15 protein-coding genes and 1 pseudogene are annotated in these 19,701 nt (G+C 62.7%); 7 read left to right on the top strand and 9 right to left on the bottom strand.

The genetic code is table 11. The annotated features are described in order from the left end of the window. From ATN38_RS30340 to ATN38_RS30350, 3 genes and pseudogenes are all read left to right on the top strand, one after another. A pseudogene (locus ATN38_RS30340) lies at positions 1 to 389 on the top strand (DUF1931 family protein); the annotation flags it as partial. Positions 390 to 1,643: 1,254 nt separating this feature from the next. After that, positions 1,644 to 2,105 carry an Hsp20/alpha crystallin family protein gene (locus tag ATN38_RS30345; protein WP_218749303.1) on the top strand — a complete coding sequence of 154 codons (462 nt, stop codon included), beginning with the start codon at positions 1,644 to 1,646 and terminating at the stop codon, positions 2,103 to 2,105. A 164-nt stretch (positions 2,106 to 2,269) separates the two neighbouring features. Beyond that, positions 2,270 to 2,620, top strand: a complete 351-nt coding sequence (locus ATN38_RS30350) for a hypothetical protein (protein WP_039973505.1) — start codon at positions 2,270 to 2,272, stop codon at positions 2,618 to 2,620. 98 nt (positions 2,621 to 2,718) lie between these two features. Here the strand turns inward: ATN38_RS30350 and dnaB are convergent, their stop codons facing one another. The 5 genes from dnaB to rpsF all read right to left on the bottom strand — a co-directional run bounded on the left by dnaB (position 2,719) and on the right by rpsF (position 7,517). Continuing rightward, complete coding sequence (dnaB, locus tag ATN38_RS30355; RefSeq protein ID WP_065351641.1) at positions 2,719 to 5,376, bottom strand: replicative DNA helicase; 2,658 nt, start codon at positions 5,374 to 5,376, stop codon at positions 2,719 to 2,721. A 508-nt stretch (positions 5,377 to 5,884) separates the two neighbouring features. Then, entirely contained in the window at positions 5,885 to 6,340 is a 456-nt protein-coding gene (gene rplI, locus ATN38_RS30360; protein ID WP_007735531.1) for a 50S ribosomal protein L9, read from the bottom strand. A gap of 18 nt (positions 6,341 to 6,358) precedes the next feature. Next, positions 6,359 to 6,601: a 30S ribosomal protein S18 gene (gene rpsR, locus ATN38_RS30365; protein ID WP_003941245.1), complete on the bottom strand. Its 243-nt coding sequence runs from the start codon at positions 6,599 to 6,601 to the stop codon at positions 6,359 to 6,361. Between the two features lie 39 nt (positions 6,602 to 6,640). Beyond that, on the bottom strand, positions 6,641 to 7,165 hold the full coding sequence (locus tag ATN38_RS30370) for a single-stranded DNA-binding protein (protein WP_003941248.1): 525 nt from the start codon (positions 7,163 to 7,165) through the stop codon (positions 6,641 to 6,643). A 64-nt stretch (positions 7,166 to 7,229) separates the two neighbouring features. Continuing rightward, entirely contained in the window at positions 7,230 to 7,517 is a 288-nt protein-coding gene (gene rpsF, locus ATN38_RS30375; protein ID WP_003941237.1) for a 30S ribosomal protein S6, read from the bottom strand. A 210-nt stretch (positions 7,518 to 7,727) separates the two neighbouring features. On the opposite strand from rpsF, the gene ATN38_RS30380 reads away from it, so the two are divergent. From ATN38_RS30380 to ATN38_RS30390, 3 genes are read left to right on the top strand one after another with little or no spacing between them, the layout of a single operon-like run. Next, positions 7,728 to 9,083, top strand: coding sequence for a glycosyltransferase family 87 protein (locus ATN38_RS30380; protein WP_003941247.1), 1,356 nt, complete (start codon positions 7,728 to 7,730; stop codon positions 9,081 to 9,083). Then, the gene (locus tag ATN38_RS30385; RefSeq protein WP_007735529.1) at positions 9,083 to 9,667 is read left to right on the top strand and encodes a GNAT family N-acetyltransferase; all 585 of its coding nucleotides are present in this window, start codon (positions 9,083 to 9,085) and stop codon (positions 9,665 to 9,667) included. The genes ATN38_RS30380 and ATN38_RS30385 overlap by 1 nt, the downstream gene beginning before the upstream one ends. Before the next feature lie 45 nt (positions 9,668 to 9,712). Beyond that, the gene (locus ATN38_RS30390) at positions 9,713 to 10,492 is read left to right on the top strand and encodes a DUF4190 domain-containing protein (RefSeq protein WP_030537127.1); all 780 of its coding nucleotides are present in this window, start codon (positions 9,713 to 9,715) and stop codon (positions 10,490 to 10,492) included. 6 nt (positions 10,493 to 10,498) lie between these two features. Here the strand turns inward: ATN38_RS30390 and ATN38_RS30395 are convergent, their stop codons facing one another. Next, a complete protein-coding gene (locus ATN38_RS30395) occupies positions 10,499 to 14,341 on the bottom strand; it encodes a helix-turn-helix domain-containing protein (RefSeq protein ID WP_065351642.1) in 3,843 nt (1,280 codons plus the stop codon). Between the two features lie 186 nt (positions 14,342 to 14,527). On the opposite strand from ATN38_RS30395, the gene ATN38_RS30400 reads away from it, so the two are divergent. Beyond that, positions 14,528 to 14,827: a LuxR C-terminal-related transcriptional regulator gene (locus ATN38_RS30400; RefSeq protein ID WP_003941253.1), complete on the top strand. Its 300-nt coding sequence runs from the start codon at positions 14,528 to 14,530 to the stop codon at positions 14,825 to 14,827. Between the two features lie 2 nt (positions 14,828 to 14,829). Here ATN38_RS30400 and ATN38_RS30405 read toward each other — a convergent pair whose 3' ends face one another. The 3 genes from ATN38_RS30405 to ATN38_RS30415 form a co-directional block, all read right to left on the bottom strand. Continuing rightward, the gene (locus tag ATN38_RS30405; protein WP_064073503.1) at positions 14,830 to 16,407 is read right to left on the bottom strand and encodes a glycosyltransferase family 87 protein; all 1,578 of its coding nucleotides are present in this window, start codon (positions 16,405 to 16,407) and stop codon (positions 14,830 to 14,832) included. A gap of 39 nt (positions 16,408 to 16,446) precedes the next feature. Then, the gene (locus tag ATN38_RS30410; RefSeq protein ID WP_007735524.1) at positions 16,447 to 18,594 is read right to left on the bottom strand and encodes a transglycosylase domain-containing protein; all 2,148 of its coding nucleotides are present in this window, start codon (positions 18,592 to 18,594) and stop codon (positions 16,447 to 16,449) included. A gap of 586 nt (positions 18,595 to 19,180) precedes the next feature. Continuing rightward, a complete protein-coding gene (locus tag ATN38_RS30415; RefSeq protein ID WP_042448217.1) occupies positions 19,181 to 19,600 on the bottom strand; it encodes a DUF5318 family protein in 420 nt (139 codons plus the stop codon). Positions 19,601 to 19,701: the final 101 nt, after the last annotated feature.

Here is a 19,701-nt window from a genome sequence, read left to right on the forward strand (position 1 = left end):
TCGACCGGAACGATCTCAAGCGCTATACCGATTTCATCGACGACAAGATCTACGACGTGATCCTGATCGGGAAAGCCTCCGCGAAAGCAAACTTGCGCGACGTGATCGAACCGTGGGACCTGCCGATCACCAAGGGATTACAGGAGAGCATCCACCGGTTCGAAAAACTCGACGAGGAGATCGAACTTCAACCGCTGCTCGATCAGCTCACGGCCCGCCCGCCCTTGGACGTGGCCCTCTCAGAGGAGACAGAGCAACGACTGCCGCTGATCGCAGGAGGGTTGAGCGTAGCGCTGGCGCAAACCTTCGCCACGGTCGAACCGGACCGCAAGAACCCCGGCACAGCCCAATGGACAGTCGCCTTCGAGATCTTCCACCTCCTTCTGTGATTACCACCCGTCCCGGCTGACAGCGCGTCCGAGTTCGAATATGCTGTGCGGCTGCGAAAATACCGGTGCGATTCAGAACTGCCTGTCAGTTGGCGTCGACAACGGAGGATTTCCGGCGAGAGGTGCGGTTTCCGCGCTCGATTCTCGAGCAGCGAGAACTCCAGTGAGGGACTCGATTACAGCCCTCAGATCTTCTGCCGTGAGCGAGTTCGGCTTACACGCCGAACCTCTGACACCGGTAGTCCGCGTGGCCAGGCGGCGAGCAGAACTTGTCGATCGCCGATCACTCCTTCGGCTCATCTGAGAACCTTTCGTCTTCACTTTCTCGATCCCCGCATCGGGCGGGCCCTGAGCACTTCTGGGCGCGCACAGCTCAAGGCCCGGCAAGGAGACCAGTGAGGGTGATATGGCCTTGCCTTGACGAACACCCGCCCGATTGTTTGCCCCCTCGAACGGAACGGGTGCCCCCGACCCGACGAAGGTTATTGCGCACTGCTTGTAGACGACAGGGTCGAAAGTCCCAGTTCCATTGTGATGAGCAAGCTTTGACGGTAGCCGAAGTGTTCTCCCTTACAGCCGGTTCGGTGTGTGCACGAACACCGACATCGTTCGCAGCGACTCCGACGAACGAGCACCCGCGATGTTCGATGCCCGATCCACCCGCAAACATCGGGAAAAGACCTATTTTGCAAAAGCATTCGGAACAGACGTCTGCAAACCAAATACCAGGCACGGGCCACCTTTCCAGGCACCGCGGCTACTGCGCCGCTAGCGTGACGACCAAGATGTTCACCTTGCCATGCAAACGGCCATGTCACTTCTTGGCATCGAAGGCGACTGAACATGATTTATACCGATCGCACTGTTTATGGTTGAAGATGTGCGGACGACATGAACGTCTACTTCGCACGGATAGTGGGTCATCGGTGTTGTGTGCTCAATGCCGACGTCGGTCATACGCCCCGACTCGCACACGCAGAGTCGGGGCTCCGGCGGATCCGTTGCCGCGCCGCCGCTACTGACGAAGTGCCGTACCGCGCCGCCCGCTTCGAATCGAGGCCGAAGGCGGCCACCGCTTTTGTCGGGACCAGGCAAAGCAGCGATCTTCAGGGACCGGAACACTTCCCCAAAGCTTCTGGCACTCTCGGTTGCAGAGTGCTAATTCGTGTGGTTATCATGTTCTCGCACAGTAAGTTCGGTCAACCGCCACAGTGGCGGTGACTTTTCTTTTCACGACATGGGAGGTGTGTTGCTGTGCTTCGTTTCGATCCTTTCACCGACATCGACGCGATCACCAAGTCCGTACTCGCCGCGGGAACCGGCAACGGACGCAGTCCACGGCTCATGCCGATGGACCTCTACAAGGTCGAGGACCAGTACGTCCTGCACGCCGATCTTCCCGGCGTCGACCCAGGATCAGTGGACGTCCGCATCGACGGCTCGACCCTGACGTTGACCGCGCACCGCACCGCCCTCTCCGAAGAGGGTGTGAGCTGGCTGGCGAGTGAGCGTTTCGCTGGAACATACAAACGGCAGCTGTCCATCAGCGACGACATCGACGCCCAACAGATCGAGGCCTCGTACGACAACGGCGTGTTGACGGTGACGTTGCCGATCGCAGAGAAGGCGAAACCGCGGAGGATCGAGGTCTCCTCCGGACCACCCTCCCGAACCGATAACGCCGGATCGACAACACAGGTGCAGATCGAAGCCTGATCCGCCTGGCCCGAACACCGCTTTGATGGTGGGGTGACTCCCGAGGACACGCGATGGGTTCTCGGGCCTCACCCACCATCGTTTCGATCTCCCACTGCACACCCGTGGCGCACACCGGTACATCCACCACACGAAAGAATCAGCGCGAGAACCCTTTAGCTGCCATGACTGCATCCACTATCCCCCCGCACGAACAATCCGACAACACCGACAACACCGAATCCCGCGCGCACACTCCACCCGATTGGTGGGATCACCACCGTCCGATCACCAGCGATGAATACAGCGACATGGCGTTGATGCTCGGTGCACTCTCGATACTGACGTTCTGGATGTTCGGCCTCGGCATCCTCCTCGGTGCCGCCGCCATCGGAACCGCCCTGGCAGCGCGCCGACCCGACACCCCCGGACGCGATCTGGGCGACAACACCGCCGGCGTGGTCGGGATCCTCACCGGCATTGCCGGAATCGCCTTCGGCGCCGTCTTCCTCACTGCAGCACTACCCCACCTGTAGAAAAACCGAATTTTGCACTAGTGGAATCGAATTGGTGCTTGTAGCAGGATCTCACAAGATCTGAAATCCGTCCCACCTTCAGGCGATGGCGGCAGCCACTATCCCCGCGCCATATCGACGAATTTCGAGAGGTGAAGTTGGTGCGCCACAGTGATTGTCGCGGTCGGGCCGTTACGGTGCTTACCCAGAATCAGGTCGGCTTCACCGCCACGGGGATCGTCTCGCTCGGTCGCGTCGGGGCGGTACAGCAGAATCACCATGTCGGCGTCCTGCTCGAGCGATCCGGACTCACGAAGGTCGGCGACCTGCGGACGCTTGTCGGTTCGCTGCTCGGGACCACGGTTGAGCTGACAGATCGCGACAACCGGAACTTCGAGCTCCTTCGCCAAAAGCTTTAGGCTACGTGAGAATTCGGAGACTTCCTGCTGACGGGACTCGACCTTTTTACCGGAGCTCATCAGCTGGAGGTAGTCGATGACGATCAGGCGAATGTCGTGTTTCTGCTTGAGCCGCCGCGCTTTTGCGCGAATTTCCATCATGGTGAGGTTGGGGGAGTCGTCGATGAAGAGCGGCGCCTCGCTGATCTCACTCATACGACGCGCGAGCTTGGTCCAGTCGTCGTCGGTCATCTTTCCGGAGCGCATGTCGCCGAGCTTGATCTTTGCCTCTGCGGACAGCAGACGCATGACGATCTCGGTTTTGCTCATTTCCAACGAGAACATGACGCTGGCCATGCCGTGCGTGATGGAGCAGGAACGCAGGAAATCCATTCCGAGCGTGGAATTGTGCGTCGGGACCATCGAATGACCGGCCAGGTACATGTGGTCGGCGTTGTCGACCTCGACGCAGCGAACCGGAACACTCGCAATTGGTCGAACATCGACAATGTAGCGCGATCCGCTGCGCGTAGTGCTTTTACTCGCTCGACGCTCCTTGTGCAGCATCGCTTTCCGCGTAAGACCGAACACTTCGTCATCAGTCGAGAAGGTCAAGGTGAATGCAGTCGACGAAGCCTCGGTGCGACCGTTGACTCGCTTTGTGCTCATTTGGCAGCGATAGCCAAGACTGACCACTAATTCCTGGGCGTCGCGGACGAGGCGCTCGTTGGTTACCGAAAACTGAACGGAGCCACCGGCAGTCACAGTTCCATCAGTGTCGAGAAGTCCCGCAAGAACCGCACGACGCTGCGCCTCGGACCCACGGAGATACTGGACAGGGATGTGCTTGTTGCCCAGAACACCGACCGTACGTAGGCGTCCTTGAACCGTGCCGTACTCATTGCGGCACTTCTGGCACAGTCGCAGCCCGATCGAAGGTCCACCACAGTGTGAACAAGTTGGCGCAGGTACAGGGTCAGACATGAAACGTGCTTTGCCGCCGCATGATTGACCGCACGTTCGCACGTGACTGGTGAACGGCACGAAGCTCTTTCCGCACACAACGCAATCGCGCGGAGCGACGGGATCTTCCGGGGCTAATTGAAGGCTGTAGCGCAAATGCGCCGACTTGGACGGAACTGCAACCAGGCCTTCGGCCTCGATCAACATGATGATCTCAGGATCAGCAGTGGTGAATTGTGCGCAGGCAGTAGAACCGTCACCTAGCCAAGCGCCAAGTGTGTAGGGCGGGACAAGGAGATCCTGCGTTGGTAGGTCGAGCGGCTTGGCATTCACGACAGAGTGATTAACGCGGCCATCCGCCGTTGCGCATCGCACCGTCGATGCGATCTCCGCCGTGGTTCGGACCTCGGCGAATGTCTTTTGATTCTTATAGCGGTTGTAACCTGTCTTGGCGTTCTGCGCTGAACGGCGCGAAGCACGCGTCTCCGTCAACCACTGATGCTGCTCGTCGGCCACCAACACTGTTCCATCGGAAAACTCGACCTCGTAGCAAGGACGGTCAACCATCACGTCGGTAGCGGCAACAACCCGCGTCGGCTTGCCGTGGTTGTCGATCAACAGATCGCCGACAGCAACGTCACCCATCGTGGTCCAGCCACTGGGCGTCGCGAGGGGAGTATCGAGGGCAAGCGCCTTGCCCACACCAGGACGGGCCGCGACGATAATCATCTGACCAGCGTGAAGGCCGTTGGTGATCTCGTCGAGATCCTTGAATCCGGTGGGCACACCGAGGGAAATTCCGCCGCGGCTGGCGATGGAGTCGATCTCGTCCATCGTGGGCTGGAGGAGCTCGGTGAGGGGTACGAAGTCCTCGGTGGTTCGACGCTCGGTGACCTCGAAGATCTCGGCCTGCGCGCGGTCGACAACCTCGGCCACGTCCTGGCCCTCGGTGCCGGCGTAGCCGTACTGGACGATGCGCGTACCGGCGTCGACCAGACGACGCAGCACGGACTTCTCGGCCACGATCTCGGCATAGAAGGCGGCGTTGGCGGCTGTGGGCACTGTCTGGGTCAGCGTCACCAGGTAGGCAGCACCACCGATACGGCGGAGCTCACCTCGACGGTCGAGCTCGGCGGAGACCGTCACCGGGTCGGCGGGCTCGCCACGGCTGTAGAGGTCCAGGATCACGTCGTAGACGGACTGGTGAGCGGGCCGGTAGAAGTCACCCGGGCGCAGTACCTCGAGGACGTCAGCGATGGCGTCCTTGCTCAGCAGCATGCCGCCGAGCACCGACTGCTCGGCAGTCATGTCCTGAGGTGGCTGGCGTCCGAACTCCTGGTCGGGCTCGGCCTCGGGAGGGCCCGGGTAGTCCGGCCCCGAGAAGTCGGAAGGTCCTCGATCATCTACAACAGCCACAAGCGAGACCTTCCCGTAAAACACTCGACGACACTGCCAGAAACCGCAGCGCCCTCATCATTTGTACCTGCCCCCACCGACATCCCCTAGCCGCATTCGGCCGGGCTGTAGATAGACGCCGAGATGACGTTAGGGACTAGTAGGTCCGCATACAAACCGGACTGTGGATAAACCTGTGGATGCTTTGTGGAAACTCCCGCCCCACGGTGTGCACCGCCTGTGGAGCATTTGGGGACTACTTTGCATAGTAACTACATAAGACCAGGTAGATGGCTATCCACAATTTCACAGGCCTGTTGATGAAAATAGTTTTTCCACAGTCGGCGCGTCGGTGTGTCGGGCGTGTTGCCTCGCCCGATTCGCCACTGATCACCAAGTCGAACATCACAGTGTGAGAGTTATCCCCAGGTCCGATTCGGGACGCTGTCAGGCGGCACACCGCACCCCGAAACAAAACGTCGGGCCCCGCACACCGAAGTGTGCGGGGCCCGGCGAGACGAACAGTCGACTATGCGCCGACGACGTTCAGGTTGAACTTGGCAACCACATCGGGGTGCAGGTTCACGACCACGGCGTGCTTGCCCGTGTTCTTGATGTGAGCCTTCGGCAACACGATGGAGCGCTTGTCGACAACCGGTCCACCGGCAGCCTTGATCGCAGCAGCGACGTCAGCGACGGTAACCGAACCGAAGAGCTTGCCCGAGCCACCGGCGGTCTTGACCGTCAGCGTTACGGACTCGAGGCCCTCGATAGCTGCCTTGAGCTCCTTGGCGTGATCCAGGCCGCGCACAGCGCGCGCTTCCTGTGCACGACGGATGCCCTCGACCTGCTTCTCGGCGCCACGGGTGGCGACGATTGCCAGTCCGCGGGGGAGCAGGTAGTTACGGCCGTAGCCGTCCTTGACCTCCACGGTGTCGCCAGGCGCACCGAGGTTGTCCACGTCAGCGGTGAGGATGAGCTTCATGTTCTTTCCTCCCTTTCCTTAGCGAGCCACGGTGGCGTAAGGCAGCAGTGCTACCTCACGTGAGTTCTTGACGGCAATGGCAACGTCGCGCTGGTGCTGGACGCAATTGCCGGTGACACGGCGAGCACGGATCTTTCCGCGATCGCTGACGTACTTACGAAGCAACGTCGTGTCCTTGTAGTTGATCTGCGTGTTCTTCTCTTTGCAGAAGGTGCAGACCTTCTTCTTCATAACCTTGTCGCGCAAGGGCGGCTTCGGCATGTCTTTGCTCTTTTCTGGATGTTCCTGATCAGGTACGGATCAGAAGGGCGGTTCGTCGCTGCCCGCACCACCGAAGGAGCCCGAAGCCTGAGGCGCACTGCCCCAAGGATCGTCTCCACCCGAAGGTGCAGCGCTCGGACGTCCGCCACCCGATCCGCCGGAGGAACCGCCGAAGTTGCCGCCTCCACCGCCGCCACCACGGTTGGCCTTGTTGACCTTTGCCGTGGCGTACTTCAGTGAAGGACCGATTTCATCGACTTCGAGCTCGACGACAGTTCGCTTTTCGCCCTCGCGAGTTTCGTACGAACGCTGCTTGAGCCGGCCGCTCACGATTACTCGTGAACCACGGGTCAAGCTCTCCGCGACGTTCTCGGCTGCTTCGCGCCAGATGTTGCAACGCATGAACAGCGCATCGCCGTCTTTCCATTCATTGGAATTACGGTCGAAGGTGCGGGGCGTGGAAGCAACCGTGAAGTTTGCAACCGCGGCACCCGCCGGGGTGAAACGAAGTTCAGGATCAGCCGTCAGGTTTCCGATGACGGTGATGATGGTGTCGCCAGCCATGTGGTTCCTCCTGCATTGATGTAAGACCGTTGGGCGCGAGAGTAGAGCTCGCTACCGACAGTAATTACTTGTTGTGGCGCAGAACCTTCGTGCGCAGAACCGACTCGTTCAGACCGAGCTGACGATCGAGCTCAGCGACGGTGGCGGGAGTGGCGTTGATGTCGATCACCGCGTAGATACCTTCAGCATGCTTCAGGATCTCGTAGGCGAGACGACGCTTACCCCAGACATCGACCTTGTCGATCGTGCCGCCGTGCTGGCGCACAACATTGAGGAACGTATCCAGTGAAGGAGCGACAGTGCGCTCGTCCAGGCTGGGGTCAAGGATGACCATCAATTCGTAATGACGCATAAGACCTCATCACCTCCTGTGGACTAAGTGAAAACGGCCACGGACTATCCGTGGCAGGAGGGTCGTTGCGTCAGCAACCCTCGTAGGTTACACGAGGGGCCTTGACCAGGGAAATCGTCCCGGCCCTCCGGGAAGACCGCCAGGTCGATGCGCGACGCGTGGTGCAGACGCATCACCCCGCGAGCCACTGCGCCCCCTAGGGTGAGAATCATGCGAACAGACCGCAAGACCCCGGCGTCGATCCTGGCGTTGGTCGTCGGATTGTGCGGGCTGACGATGGCGCTGGGCTATTTCAACAAGGCCAGATGCGGCGGTGCACCGTTCGCGCCCGACGGACGAAGCCTGAACTTCGACGTCAACAAGAACATCGACGTCTGCTACTCCGACATTCAGTTGCTCTGGCTCGGACGAGGTATCGATCAGCATCTGTTCCCCTTCGTCACCGGAGGGATAACGCCCGAAGGATTCCTGACCGGCGGAACCGTCGAATACCCGGTGCTCAGCGGAATTCTGATGTGGCTGGGCGGTATCGGCTCACACACCGACACCGATTTCCTTCTGCACTCGGCCCTGATCCTGGCTCCTTTCGGACTGCTCACGGCGTGGATGCTCGGCAAGATGAGCGGCGCGTACGCGCTCGTGTGGTCGGCGACTCCGCCCCTGGTTCTGTACGCATTCCACAACTGGGAGCTCCCGGTGGTGGCCACCAGCGTCGGCGCGATCTTCCTGATGACGTTCGAGCGGATCCCGCTGCGAACTCGCGCGGTTCTGGCGGCCGTCATCCTGGCGATCGGTTTCTGTTTGAAGCTGTACCCGGGAATGTTCGTGCTGCCGCTCATGGCCTACGTGCTTCTACGCGGCACCGAAGGCAAGCGCTACGACGTTCGTGGAGCGCTGATGACGGCGGGCGCGGCGATCGTCACCGTCGTCCTCGTCAACCTGCCGTTCGCCCTCATTTCCTACGAAGGCTGGCGCGCGTCGTTCAGCTTCCAGGAGAAGCGAAGCGCGGACATCACCACCAACTCGGTGTGGTTCTGGGGTTTGCGCCCGTTCTACGGTTTCGGAGTTCGCGAGCTCAACGCCGACTACGACGCACTGGTGAGCATCCTGTCTCCGGTGATGATCCTGTTGTCATTCGCGCTCGCGATGTATCTGGGTTGGCGCCGCTACGTCCGCGACGGCTACTTTCCGTGGATTGCAGTCAGTGCCGCGATGCTGTGCGGATTCGTGTTGCTGCACAAGGTCAATTCACCGCAGTACACACTGTGGATCCTGCCTTTCCTCGTACTGTTCAAGATCCGGTGGTTCTGGATCGTCGCCTATCTGGTCGCCGACGCTGCGTTGGGTATCGGCATCTTCCGGTACTTCTACCAACTGGACATGAATCTCGATCCGAGCAAGTACGAAGCCGTCGTCCAGGCGAGTGTGTGGGGCCACGTCGTCCTGCTCGCCGTGTTCTTCTTCTTGTTCCTGCGAGTCCCGTTGCGGTATCCGCTTGCCGGTGGGACCGATCAGATTGCGAACTCCGACAACAACCTTCCGACTCACTCACGGGAGCACGCCTGATGACTGCATCATGGTTCGAATCACCGACGCTGACCGGTGATCGTGTCCGACTCGAACCCCTGGGCGTCGCGCACACCGACGCTCTGCTCGCTGCTGCCGACGACCCGGCGATCTTTCGTTGGACCGCATCGCCCATCACCGATCGGGAACAGGCACAGAAGTACATCGCTGCAGCAACCGACGACCCTAATCGGATCGCCTTTGCGCAGGTGAACATCGTGACGAACGCCGTGGTCGGCACCACGTCCATGTACCAGATCGACCCGGTAAACCGCAGTCTTGCAATCGGATACACGTGGTTGTCGCGATCGGTTCAGGGAACCGGGATCAATCCCGAATCGAAGCTGCTCCTGCTTCGTCACGCCTTCGACCAGCTCGAAGCCGTACGCGTCGAGTGGCACACGGACGAGTTCAACGAACAGTCCAGGGCCGCGATCGCAAAGCTCGGCGCCCAGTTCGAGGGCCTGCTGCGCAAGCACCGACGCCGTGTCGACGGCAGTTGGCGTACAACAGCGCTGTTCGCGATGACCGACGACGATTGGCCGACCATCGCACCTCAGCTCGAGACACGTACCCGAAACTAGCCATCACCTGCACTCTTCGACGAAGTCCATGCCAAGATTCACCTCATGAGCGATCAGGGTGGGTACGGGTACCAGGGCAATCAGAATTGGCAACCGGCTCCGTACGGGCAGCCCGATCCGTACGGCAGGCGGCCGACGAACACACTCGCGGTACTCGCCCTCGTCTTCGCGTTCCTCATCGCGCCGTTGGGGATCGTCTTCGGGCACATCGCTCGCGGCCAGATCAAACGGACCGGCGAAGAAGGCGACGGACTCGCCCTTGCCGGACTGATCATCGGCTACATCTTCACCGCACTCGGCATCCTGGCCGTGATCGTGTGGATCGCGTTCTTCGGGCTGCTCGCCGCCGCTTTCGGCAACGCCGCCAATGAAGCGAGTTCGCGGAGTCTCACCTATACGACGCCGTACTCGTACTCCACGACCACGACTCGGGCGCCGAGTGCACCCACCACAGCGCCGAAAACGACGACGCCCCCACGCGTCACAACCTCGATCGGACCAGCGCCGACCGTCTCGGGCACCAACCGTCAGGGTTTCATCTCCGGCGGCCCCAGCTGCAACTCCACCAATCCTGCCGTCGCCATCGCCGTCACGACCGGATCACGAATCGTCATCTGCGAAACCGGAGTCGGGCGTTACTACTACAAGGGTCAACGGCTGAGCGACGGCGCCACCATCGAACTCGACGATCCGACGCCCACCGGCAACGGATTCACCGTCACCAACAAGGACGTGACGTACAAGCTCACCTCCGCCGGACTGGTGATCACCGGCAGCGGAGGCGAGCTGGGTCGGGAACCGGCGCTCGAGTTCTGGATGAACTGAAGCGCGTCAGCCGGCACACGGATCCTGATAGGGAACACCGGGCAGGTACCGCTCCCATTCGGCTTCCGTGATGGGAGATCCTGCTGTGCGGCACAATCGATCAACGACGCCGTCGGGGTCGATTCCCCACAAGCGAACGGTCTTGTCCGACCCGCTACCCGCGATCATGTCACTCTCGCCGGCGAACTGAGCGTCGTTGACGCGACCCGGGTAGGCGGACAGCGTCGCAAATCGTGTTGCCTGCGAGGGAGTCTCGATGTCCCAGAGCCAGACGGTTCCGTCGCCGACACCGGCAGCGAGCCGATCACCGGCGCGGTTGAACGAGATCGAATAGATTGCGCCCTCGGGGCCGACGAGACGAGCGAGTTCCTCGGGTGCCGACGGTGTGCGTACGTCCCACACGGCGACACCGTGATCCGCACTTCCAGCGGCCAACAGCGTTCCGTCGGCGCTGAAAGACACTGCTAATGCGTAGCTTTCGAATCCACCCACCGTCGCCGCCACCCGGGGCGACGCTGCGTTCGACACGTCCCACAGATCCACTTCGTTCTTGGCGTTCGCGATCGCCAAGATGTCGGTGCCCGGTTGAAATGCCATCATCTGCGGGTAAGAGCCGACATCGGTCGACGACAGCAGCTTCGGTTCCGATGGATCGGAAACGTCGACCAACGCAATGCTGTTGTCGTCCTGCGAGGACACCGCCAGCAGATCTCCGGCGGGATTCAACGCGACGACCGCCACGATGCCCTTCACGTACACCGCGGGTTCGCTGTAGATCCGTGGCGACGCCGGATCACTCAGGTCCCAAAGATAGGCACCGCCGCCGCCGGTGCCGCTCACAGCCAGGTTCCCGTCTGCCGACACCGCCGATGCACCGCTGAAAGAGTCGGCCCCTTGCGGTTTCAACTCCGGCATCACCGCGGGGCGATCGAGATCCTCGGTGTTCCACGCCAACATCGCGCCACCCCTGGCACCGACGCCGGCCACCAGACGCGAGCCGTCCGCGGCAAAGGGACTGGTGAAGATCGTGTCCCGAGCTCCCGCCCAGACCGGACCCGGAAGAGCCCACACGCGAGTCACACCGTTGAGTCCCCCGGTGACCAGATTGCGGCCGTCATCGCTGTAGTCGACGGTGGTCACCGCCCCACTGTCCGGAAGTGTTTCGATCAATGCCCCGGTTCGGGGGTCCCACACGCGCACGGAGTTGTCGGAACTTCCTGCGGCAAGACGTGTTCCGTCTTTGCCGTAGTTGAGTTCGTTGACGTAGCTGGAAAATCCCGTCAGTGCCGGCAGGGGAGTGGGGCGCGCCGGATCGCTCATGTCCCACCGAACCACCTCCCTGCCAGTGGTTCCCGCCGCGAGCTCGCGTCCGTCCGGACTGAAGGCGACGCCGAGGTAGTGGACGGTGGTGCCGTTGGGCTCGGTCGCGAAGATCGGCGCCGATTCCTCACCCCACTTCGCGACGTCCCACACGCGCAGAGTCGCTTGACGCCCGCCCGTCACGAGGAAACGTCCGTCGGGGCTGAACGTCGCGGTGACAATGCCGTCAGCTGGATGCGGAAGAGCAGGCAAAGCAACGGCATTCGTGGAGGTGTCGATGTTCCATCGCAGGACGTCGGGCGTCGAGGTACCGGCGACCAGCTTGGTTCCGTCTGGGCTGAACTCCATGTCCTGCACTACGCGTTCACCGTCGACGGGAAGTGTTCCACGGACCGGATTCTTCGGGTCCGACACATCCCAGAGTGCAGCGCCGCCGGCACCACCGGTCGCAAGGAGCCGTCCGTCCGGGCTGTAGGCGACGGCAAAGAGGGCCGTGCCCTCCGAGACTCCGAGGAACTCCGCCTGCGGAACGGCTGAGGCAACACCGTCCACCATCGGATAAAGCCTGACCTTCCCGTCCGAACCACCCACCGCCACAACAGTTCCAGCTGGGTTGATCCGGGCCTTCATCGCGCCGGGCGGTCCGATGATGCGAGTAGCCGAATGAACGCCCGACGCATCCAGCAATGCCGAGCGGGCTTCGGTCGTTTCGTTGACCGCAAATGCCGCCAGAGCAAGCTGCGACGCCAGCGACGGATCCCGCTCACGCATCCTGATCGACTCGGTGGCCACCTGACGCGACATCGCCTCGTCGCGCGCAGTATCTGCTTGGACACGTTGACGATTGGCGCCGATACCGGCGACGGTGGCAACCACCGCCAACACCAGAGCGATCACCGACGCGGCTGCCAGCGCAGTCACGAGCCGTCGTAGCACGCGTGTACGTCGGCGATCGGCAAATTCCTGCTGATCACGATGCTCGATACTCGCGGCGAGGTACTCCCGCTCGGTGGCGTTGAGGTCGGCGGCGCGGGTCCGACTCGGTTCCAGTGGGAGACCGAGTTCACCCGAGTTCAGCCATTCTTCCGTCAGGTGAAGACGTGCGGGTCCGAGCAGCGCGCCGGGGTCGCGTCCACTGTCTTCCCACACCTGCGCCGCGTACGTGAACCGGCGATGAACCGCCAGGCCGGCGCGGTCCGAGTCGATCCAATCGCGAAGCCGACTCCACGCTGACAGTAAGACCTCGTGCGAAACCTCGACGGTCTCCTCGTCGACGGTGAGAAGGCGGCGTAAGGCGAACCGGTCGATGACGGTATTCACGTCGTCGACGTCGTCACCGAGGAAAAGTTCGGTGCGCGGTGCCCGCCGACGCGTCTGCGTCACTTCGTCGACGTTGACCAATCGCAGGAAGATCCTGCGCGCCAACTGCTGCTGCCTCTCTGTGAGCTCGCCGTACACTTCCTCCGCGCTTTGCTGGACAGCTCCGGCGATCCCGTCGGTGGCGTAGTAATCCGAGACGGTCAGAGTTTTACGCGTCGACCGTTGCCAGGTCCCCAACAGTGCGTGTGACAGCAAGGGCAAAGCTCCGGGGTCGCTCGCCGTGCGCGAGCCGCGTGGTGTCAGCTCGGAGACCAGAACCTGAACCAATTCGCTCTGCACGGTCATCCCGGCCTTGACCGCCGGCTCGACGATCACCTCGCGCAATTGTTCGTCGGTCAGCGGCCCGACCACCATCGGCGAATCGTCGAGCAGCGGCACCAAAAGTGGTTCCTCCGCCGCGAGCCCGTAGAAGTCGGCGCGCATTCCGATGATTGCGATCGTGTTCTCACCGAGTTCCGCGAGGGTCCGCAGTATTTCCTCGCGCCGATCACCGTCGCACTGCGTCCACAGTTCCTCGAACTGGTCGAGGATCAAGACGGTTGGTTCGTCGGAGATCGACGACGGAATTCCTCCCGTACCCGGCTGCAGGGTTTCCACCCGCCAACCGTCGAACCGTGGATCGTCCCCGGCGATCTTGGGGGCGAGCCCGGCCCGCAGCAACGACGACTTACCCGATCCGGAGGCACCGATCACCATGAACTGACGGCGACCGACACCTCGTATCGCCGACGCCACCCGCTCGACCAAGTTGGCAGTGAGTTCGTCTCGACCGAAGAACCACTCGGCGTCCTCTTGCCGGAACGACTCGAGACCTCGATACGGAACGGTGGCGTCGCCGCGTCGTCTGGCCGTCAGCTGTCTCACTCGTTGCACCGCACTGATCCAGCGCTGCCGCTCATCCTCGGAATCGACGCCGCAGGCCTCGAGGAGCGCGAAAAACATCGGGGTACTCGCCGGCGTCGGCAGGTGTTGGCCGGCAAACCATCCGCTGACGGTTCCGTGCAAACCACCCGAACGCTCGACGGCTTCGCGGACCGTCAGTCCGGCTGCGTTCCGCAGTGCAGTGAGCGTCTCAGCAAACTGCCCACGCGACTCGATCCGGGCGGGATCGACTTGATTGTGCGTACCGGCTTCCGCCTTCGAGTTCATAGCGACGCACTCTATCGGAGCAGGTAGGGGATTTGTCCGTTGTATGGACTCTGTATCGAGAGAGTTGCACCCGTTCCACTGAGACACCTCGATCGAAATACTCGTCTCAGTCGCACCCTGAGCCAGCAGCCCTTCTGCAAATACGGCAGTCGACGCCCATCCCCTCCGTCGAAAGGCGCTACTCGCATGTCTTCAATCGGCATTTCTCCGAAGATCGAGGCAAACGTGTCCCGAGTCGGCAACCCCAAGCACGGCAAGCACAAGCCGAAGCTGAGCGTCCGTGAGATCGAAGTACTTCTTGCCTGGCTACGTTCGGATTCCAAGTCCGAGGTCGCCGAGACACTCGGCCTACGCGTCTGCACCGTCAACACACACATCACTCGGATCCGCACGAAGTACAGCGACGTCGGGCGGCCGGCTCCCACGAAGGCAGCGTTGTTCGCCCGCGCGGTTCAGGACGGGTACACCACCCTCGACGAGTGGTGACCTCAGACCGCGACGGGTTCCGGTTCCTTCGCCTTGGACGGCTTCAACCAACCGGGTAGCCAGGCGGGTTGTTTGTCCGGTGCTTGATCGAGAACACCGCCCGCCGGATCGTCGATGAACCCGTACCGCACGAGATCCTCCGACGGCCGGTAGATCTGCCGGAGCACCAGCGCGCACAGAACGAGTACCGCGATGTCCCGGATCACGACGGTTCCGGTGAACCACTGCTCGGGCAGCCCCTTGTTGGACACACCGAGGTAATACATCATTCGTGGAACCCAGACCAGGGCGTCGATGGTCATCCACGCGAGCAGGAGTCTGCGGTGCGGCAAGGCCAACACGGCCAGCGGCACCAGCCACAGAGAATACTGCGGGCTCCACACCTTGTTCGTGAGCAGGAAGCCCGCCACCAACAGGAAGCACAGCTGCGCAACTCGCGGACGACGCTGCGCCGTCAGGGCGACGTATCCGACACCGATGCAGACGGCCACGAACAAAAGCAGAGAGACGGCGTTGAGATTCGACGGCGACTCACCCTGTGCGAGAGGACCGTCGAGGCCCTTCCACGACGTGAACGACGCGATCACGTTGTAGAGCGAATCCGGATCGGCCCCGCGTTCGGAGTTGAGCCGGAAGAACTCGTACCAACCATGGGGGTACAGCGCGGCAATGGGCAGGTTCACCGCAAGCCATGCCGCGACCGCGCTGAGAGCGGTCACCAGCCAGTCCCTCGTCTTGCCCGCGCGCAGACACAGGACCAAGAGCGGTCCCAGTAGGAGCAGCGGGTAGAGCTTTGCGGCGCCGCCCAGGCCGAGCAGGATTCCCGCGAGCACGGGCCGCTTGCGTGCCCACGCCAACAACCCACCCGCCGCGAACGCCGTCGCCAGAGGATCGAAGTTCGTGAACACGTGCACGATCACCAAAGGGGAGCACGCGATCAGAGCGCCGTCCCACACTCGTCGTCCGGCCAGCAGGGTGCTCGCCCACACGGTGACCAGCCACGCCAACGCCAACCCGAACGCCACGACGTTGAAATAGAGCGCCACCTGAATCGCGCCCGGCAGCCAGGTGATCGAATCCCACGCCTTCGCGACTTTCATTGCGCCGTACTGGTAGAGCCCCGAGATGACCGGATACTCCATGTACCGCATCTGGATCGAACCGTCGCCGCGTACTTCTTCCCACGACGTCTTGTACGGGAATGCTCCCTGATCGAGGCGCTCGGCTCCGTACAGCGGAACGGTATCGGAGTAACACATCGCCACGTACTGACGGCTGCCACTCCAGTCGAGGCCGACCTGCCCGCTCTCGCCGACCGGCGCCTGCTGAATACAGCCCGCCTTGGCGAACCAGCCGAAAGCCAAGAACACCACGGCGAGCAGAAGGATCACTCGCATCGGTGTGAAGAAGCGAGTGCGCCCGATCAGTGCGTGACGACCTACCGGACCGCCGACGGTTCCCGACAGCGCAGACACCATCGCGTCGTTGCGACTGGGAACGTCCCGCCAATCCGCCGAACGAAGATCTTCGGCCAGCGGAGCGGGGGAGGTCGGTTCGGCATCATCAGCATTCGCGGCCACTCCGCGAGGTTACCGTCTTTCGAACCGACCACCCTCCAACTACTGGCCGGGGCTCACACCTGCCGGTTCTTCCTCGGTGGTCTCGCCTGCCCCTGGTACCTGTGGCGTGGTTGTCGTCGGCCGGGAGATGCCCGGAATCGGGATCGTGATGCCCGGCAGAACCTCGACCTGCGTCGTTGTCACCACGGGCGGCGGAGTGGTTTCCGTCGTCGTCGGTGCGGTGGTCGGCGGCGCCGACGTCTTGGGCGGTGCGGGAGCCGTGTACTCCGGAACACCACCGGCTTGACCGTTGATCTTGCCCGGCGTCGGGAACTTCTCGTTGTCGGTGCCCTCGAGGGCGCCGTCCATCGTGTCCTTCCAGATGTCCGAAGGCAGACCCGAGCCGTAGATCATCGCGCCGCCCGAGTTGGTGATCGCTTCACCGTCGGGAGTTCCGACCCAGACCGCGGTCGAGAGAGACGGCGTGTAGCCGACCATCCACGCGTCCTTGTTGGCTCCGGTGTCACCGAGCTGCGCAGTACCTGTCTTCGACGCCGACAGACGTCCGCCGGCCAGGTTGTGGCCGCGCGAGTACGCCGCGATCGGCTGCATCGCAGCCGTCACGTTGTCCGCCACGGCAGCGTCGATGCGGTCTTCACCGGCGGGCGCGCCGCGGTCCAGCAGCACGGTGCCGTCGGCCGCGACGACCTTCTGCACGAAGTGCGGTGCGTGATACGTACCGGACGCGGCGAGTGTCGCGTACGACGACGCCATGTCGAGCACGCGGGCCTGGTACTGGCCGAGCACGATGCCGTTGTTGGGGCCGGAACCGTCAGCCTCGGTGAGCGACGGGCCGACGCCCGGGATGTCCTTCGGGATGCCTGCCTTGTGAGCGATGTCCGCGATTTCCTGCGGGCCGTTGCCGTCGAGGCTGAGCATCTGACGGTAGAAGCTGGTGTTCAGCGAACGCTTGAGCGCCTCTGCGATGGTGCAGGTGCCGCAGCTTTCACCTTCGACGTTGCCGATGGAGATGCCGTTGACGGTCAGCGGTGAGCTGTCATACATCTGCGAGAGCGGGATTCCCTGATCCAGGGCGGCTGCGAGGCCGAACACCTTGAACGAGGAACCAGTCTGAAGTCCGGCATTCGCGAAGTCGTATCCCGCGCCGTCCTCACCGCCGTAGTACGCCTTGACGGCTCCGGTCTTCGGATCGACCGAGACAACTGCGGTACGCAGATTCTCCGGCTCACCCTCCATGTTGGAACGGGCTGCCTCGACCGCTGCGGCCTGAGCCTGCGGGTCGATGGTCGTGGTGATCTGCAAGCCCTCGGTGTTGAGCAACTGCTCGCTGATTCCAGCGTCGCCGATCTCCTTGAGCACCTGACGCTTGATCAGGCCTTCGGGTCCGGTCGAGCCCTGGCTGCTGTTGTCGACCTGGGCGAGCGGGATGTAGGCGGGGTACTGCATCGGCGTGCGCGCGGCCTGATCCAGCGTGCCGGCGGACACCATGCCGTCGAGCACGTAATCCCAACGGGACTTCGCGCCGGTCGGGTTGGTCTCGGGATCGAGGAGCGACGGAAGCTGGATCGACGACGCCAGGACGGCGCCTTCTTCGATGGACAGCTGGTCGACGGGCTTACCGAAGTAAGCCTTGGATGCTGCGCCGATGCCGTATGCGCCGCGACCGAAGTAAATGGTGTTCAGATACGCGGCGAGGATGTCGTCCTTGGACCACTCGTTGGCCATCTTCGAGGAGATGACGAGTTCCTTCATCTTTCGCGTCAGCGAACGCTCCGAGCCGACAAGCGCCTTCTTGACGTACTGCTGCGTGATGGTCGAGCCACCACCGGCGCTGTCGCGACCGAGGACGTTGTCTCGGGCCGCGCGTGCGAAACCGGAGATCGAGAAGCCCGGGTTCGAGTAGAAATCGCGGTCCTCTGCGGCCAGAACAGCGTTGCGAACGTGCGGCGGTACCTGATCGAGCGAGACCTCGACGCGGTTGCCATCTGGCGGGACGACAGTGCTGATCACCGTGGTGCCGTCGGCGGCAAAGACCGTCGCCACCTGATTGGTCTTGAGGTCGCCGGGCTTGGGGACGTCCTGCACGATGTACGCCGCCATGAAGGCAAGGACGGGCAGAACAAGACCGAGCGCCACCAAGACGTAGGCCGAGCGGCGAACTGTGCGCCACTTGGACTTCTTCTTCACGGTGCTCTTTCTTCCCTTCGGGGGTTGTCCGTCGTTGCCACCGCCACCGGAGCCACCTGTCGGTGGCTTCGTCGGTGGAGGTCCGACCGGCGGGCGGGTGCCCGCGTTGCTACGGGTGGTCGCTGCTGCTGCCGCGACGCGCTGGGTCGGTTCGTTCGCCTGAGTGCCGGAGGCGCGATCTCCTTGAGCGCCTACGGCGCGATCTCGAGGCGGCGGGCCGGCAGGTCGGCCTTGCGGCGGACGACCCTGAGGAGGGGGACCGGCGGGGCGGCCCTGAGGAGGCGGGCCCGAAGGTCGGGCTTGCGGCGGACGACCCTGGGGCGGGGGTCCCATCGGACGACCTTGCGGCGGACGACCCTGAGGGGGCGGACCCATCGGAGGGCGTCCCTGCGGTGGTGGGCCCATGGGACGTCCCTGCGGCGGACGACCCTGAGGAGGTCCGGCGGGACGGTTGGGACCGACGGGACGGCCACCCGGGTTGTTGCCGCCCGGGTTGTTGTTGCTGGGGGAACTCACGAATCAAATCTCCAGTGGTCACGGACCGATCACGTGCAGACTTCGATCGGGCCCTTCTTCGGGTGTGGCGTTACTCGCTGGCGGTGCGCCGGCTTGGTGGGCGTGCTCGCCGCGGTCGCGGCGGCGCAGGTACTGCGCCGAGCACATAGGACTGCACCAAGTGGTTCCAACTGCAGGTACGGCACACCTCTACAACGTGCACCGTGAACTCCTCTGCTGTTTCCGCAAGCCGAGCGAGCTCGTCCGAGGTTCGGGCCGATCCCGAAACCTGACCGAGCTTGTCGCCGAACACCCAGGACACGAGCGTCAACTGTTCCTTGCGGCAAATGGGGCAGACGACGTCGCTGCCCCGGCCGTGGAACTTCGCGGCTCTGAGTAGGTACGGATCGGCGTCACACACCTGCTTGACGTCGGTCCGACCCGCAGACACTTCGGCCAGCACAGACCGACGCGCGAGCGCGTAGTCCACAACTTGCCGCTGTATCCGCACCTGACCAGCGTACGTGCGTCCGTGCCGCGACGGACGGTTCGGGAGGGTCACGATGAACACATTTCGGGGGCTGGGGGCATGGCGACCAGCCATTACGATCA

Source organism: Rhodococcus sp. FH8, from assembly GCF_019266085.1.
Taxonomy (GTDB): Bacteria; Actinomycetota; Actinomycetes; order Mycobacteriales; family Mycobacteriaceae; genus Rhodococcus_F; species Rhodococcus_F qingshengii.

Excerpts from the sequence above, each read along its gene's own strand:
- ATN38_RS30350 (WP_039973505.1), top strand. The coding sequence starts at position 2,270 with ATGACTGCATCCACTATCCCCCCGCACGAACAATCCGACAACACCGAC.
- rplI (WP_007735531.1), bottom strand. The coding sequence starts at position 6,340 with ATGAAGCTCATCCTCACCGCTGACGTGGACAACCTCGGTGCGCCTGGC.
- rpsR (WP_003941245.1), bottom strand. The coding sequence starts at position 6,601 with ATGCCGAAGCCGCCCTTGCGCGACAAGGTTATGAAGAAGAAGGTCTGC.
- ATN38_RS30370 (WP_003941248.1), bottom strand. The coding sequence starts at position 7,165 with ATGGCTGGCGACACCATCATCACCGTCATCGGAAACCTGACGGCTGAT.
- rpsF (WP_003941237.1), bottom strand. The coding sequence starts at position 7,517 with ATGCGTCATTACGAATTGATGGTCATCCTTGACCCCAGCCTGGACGAG.
- ATN38_RS30380 (WP_003941247.1), top strand. The coding sequence starts at position 7,728 with ATGCGAACAGACCGCAAGACCCCGGCGTCGATCCTGGCGTTGGTCGTC.
- ATN38_RS30385 (WP_007735529.1), top strand. The coding sequence starts at position 9,083 with ATGACTGCATCATGGTTCGAATCACCGACGCTGACCGGTGATCGTGTC.
- ATN38_RS30390 (WP_030537127.1), top strand. The coding sequence starts at position 9,713 with ATGAGCGATCAGGGTGGGTACGGGTACCAGGGCAATCAGAATTGGCAA.
- ATN38_RS30395 (WP_065351642.1), bottom strand. The coding sequence starts at position 14,341 with ATGAACTCGAAGGCGGAAGCCGGTACGCACAATCAAGTCGATCCCGCC.
- ATN38_RS30400 (WP_003941253.1), top strand. The coding sequence starts at position 14,528 with ATGTCTTCAATCGGCATTTCTCCGAAGATCGAGGCAAACGTGTCCCGA.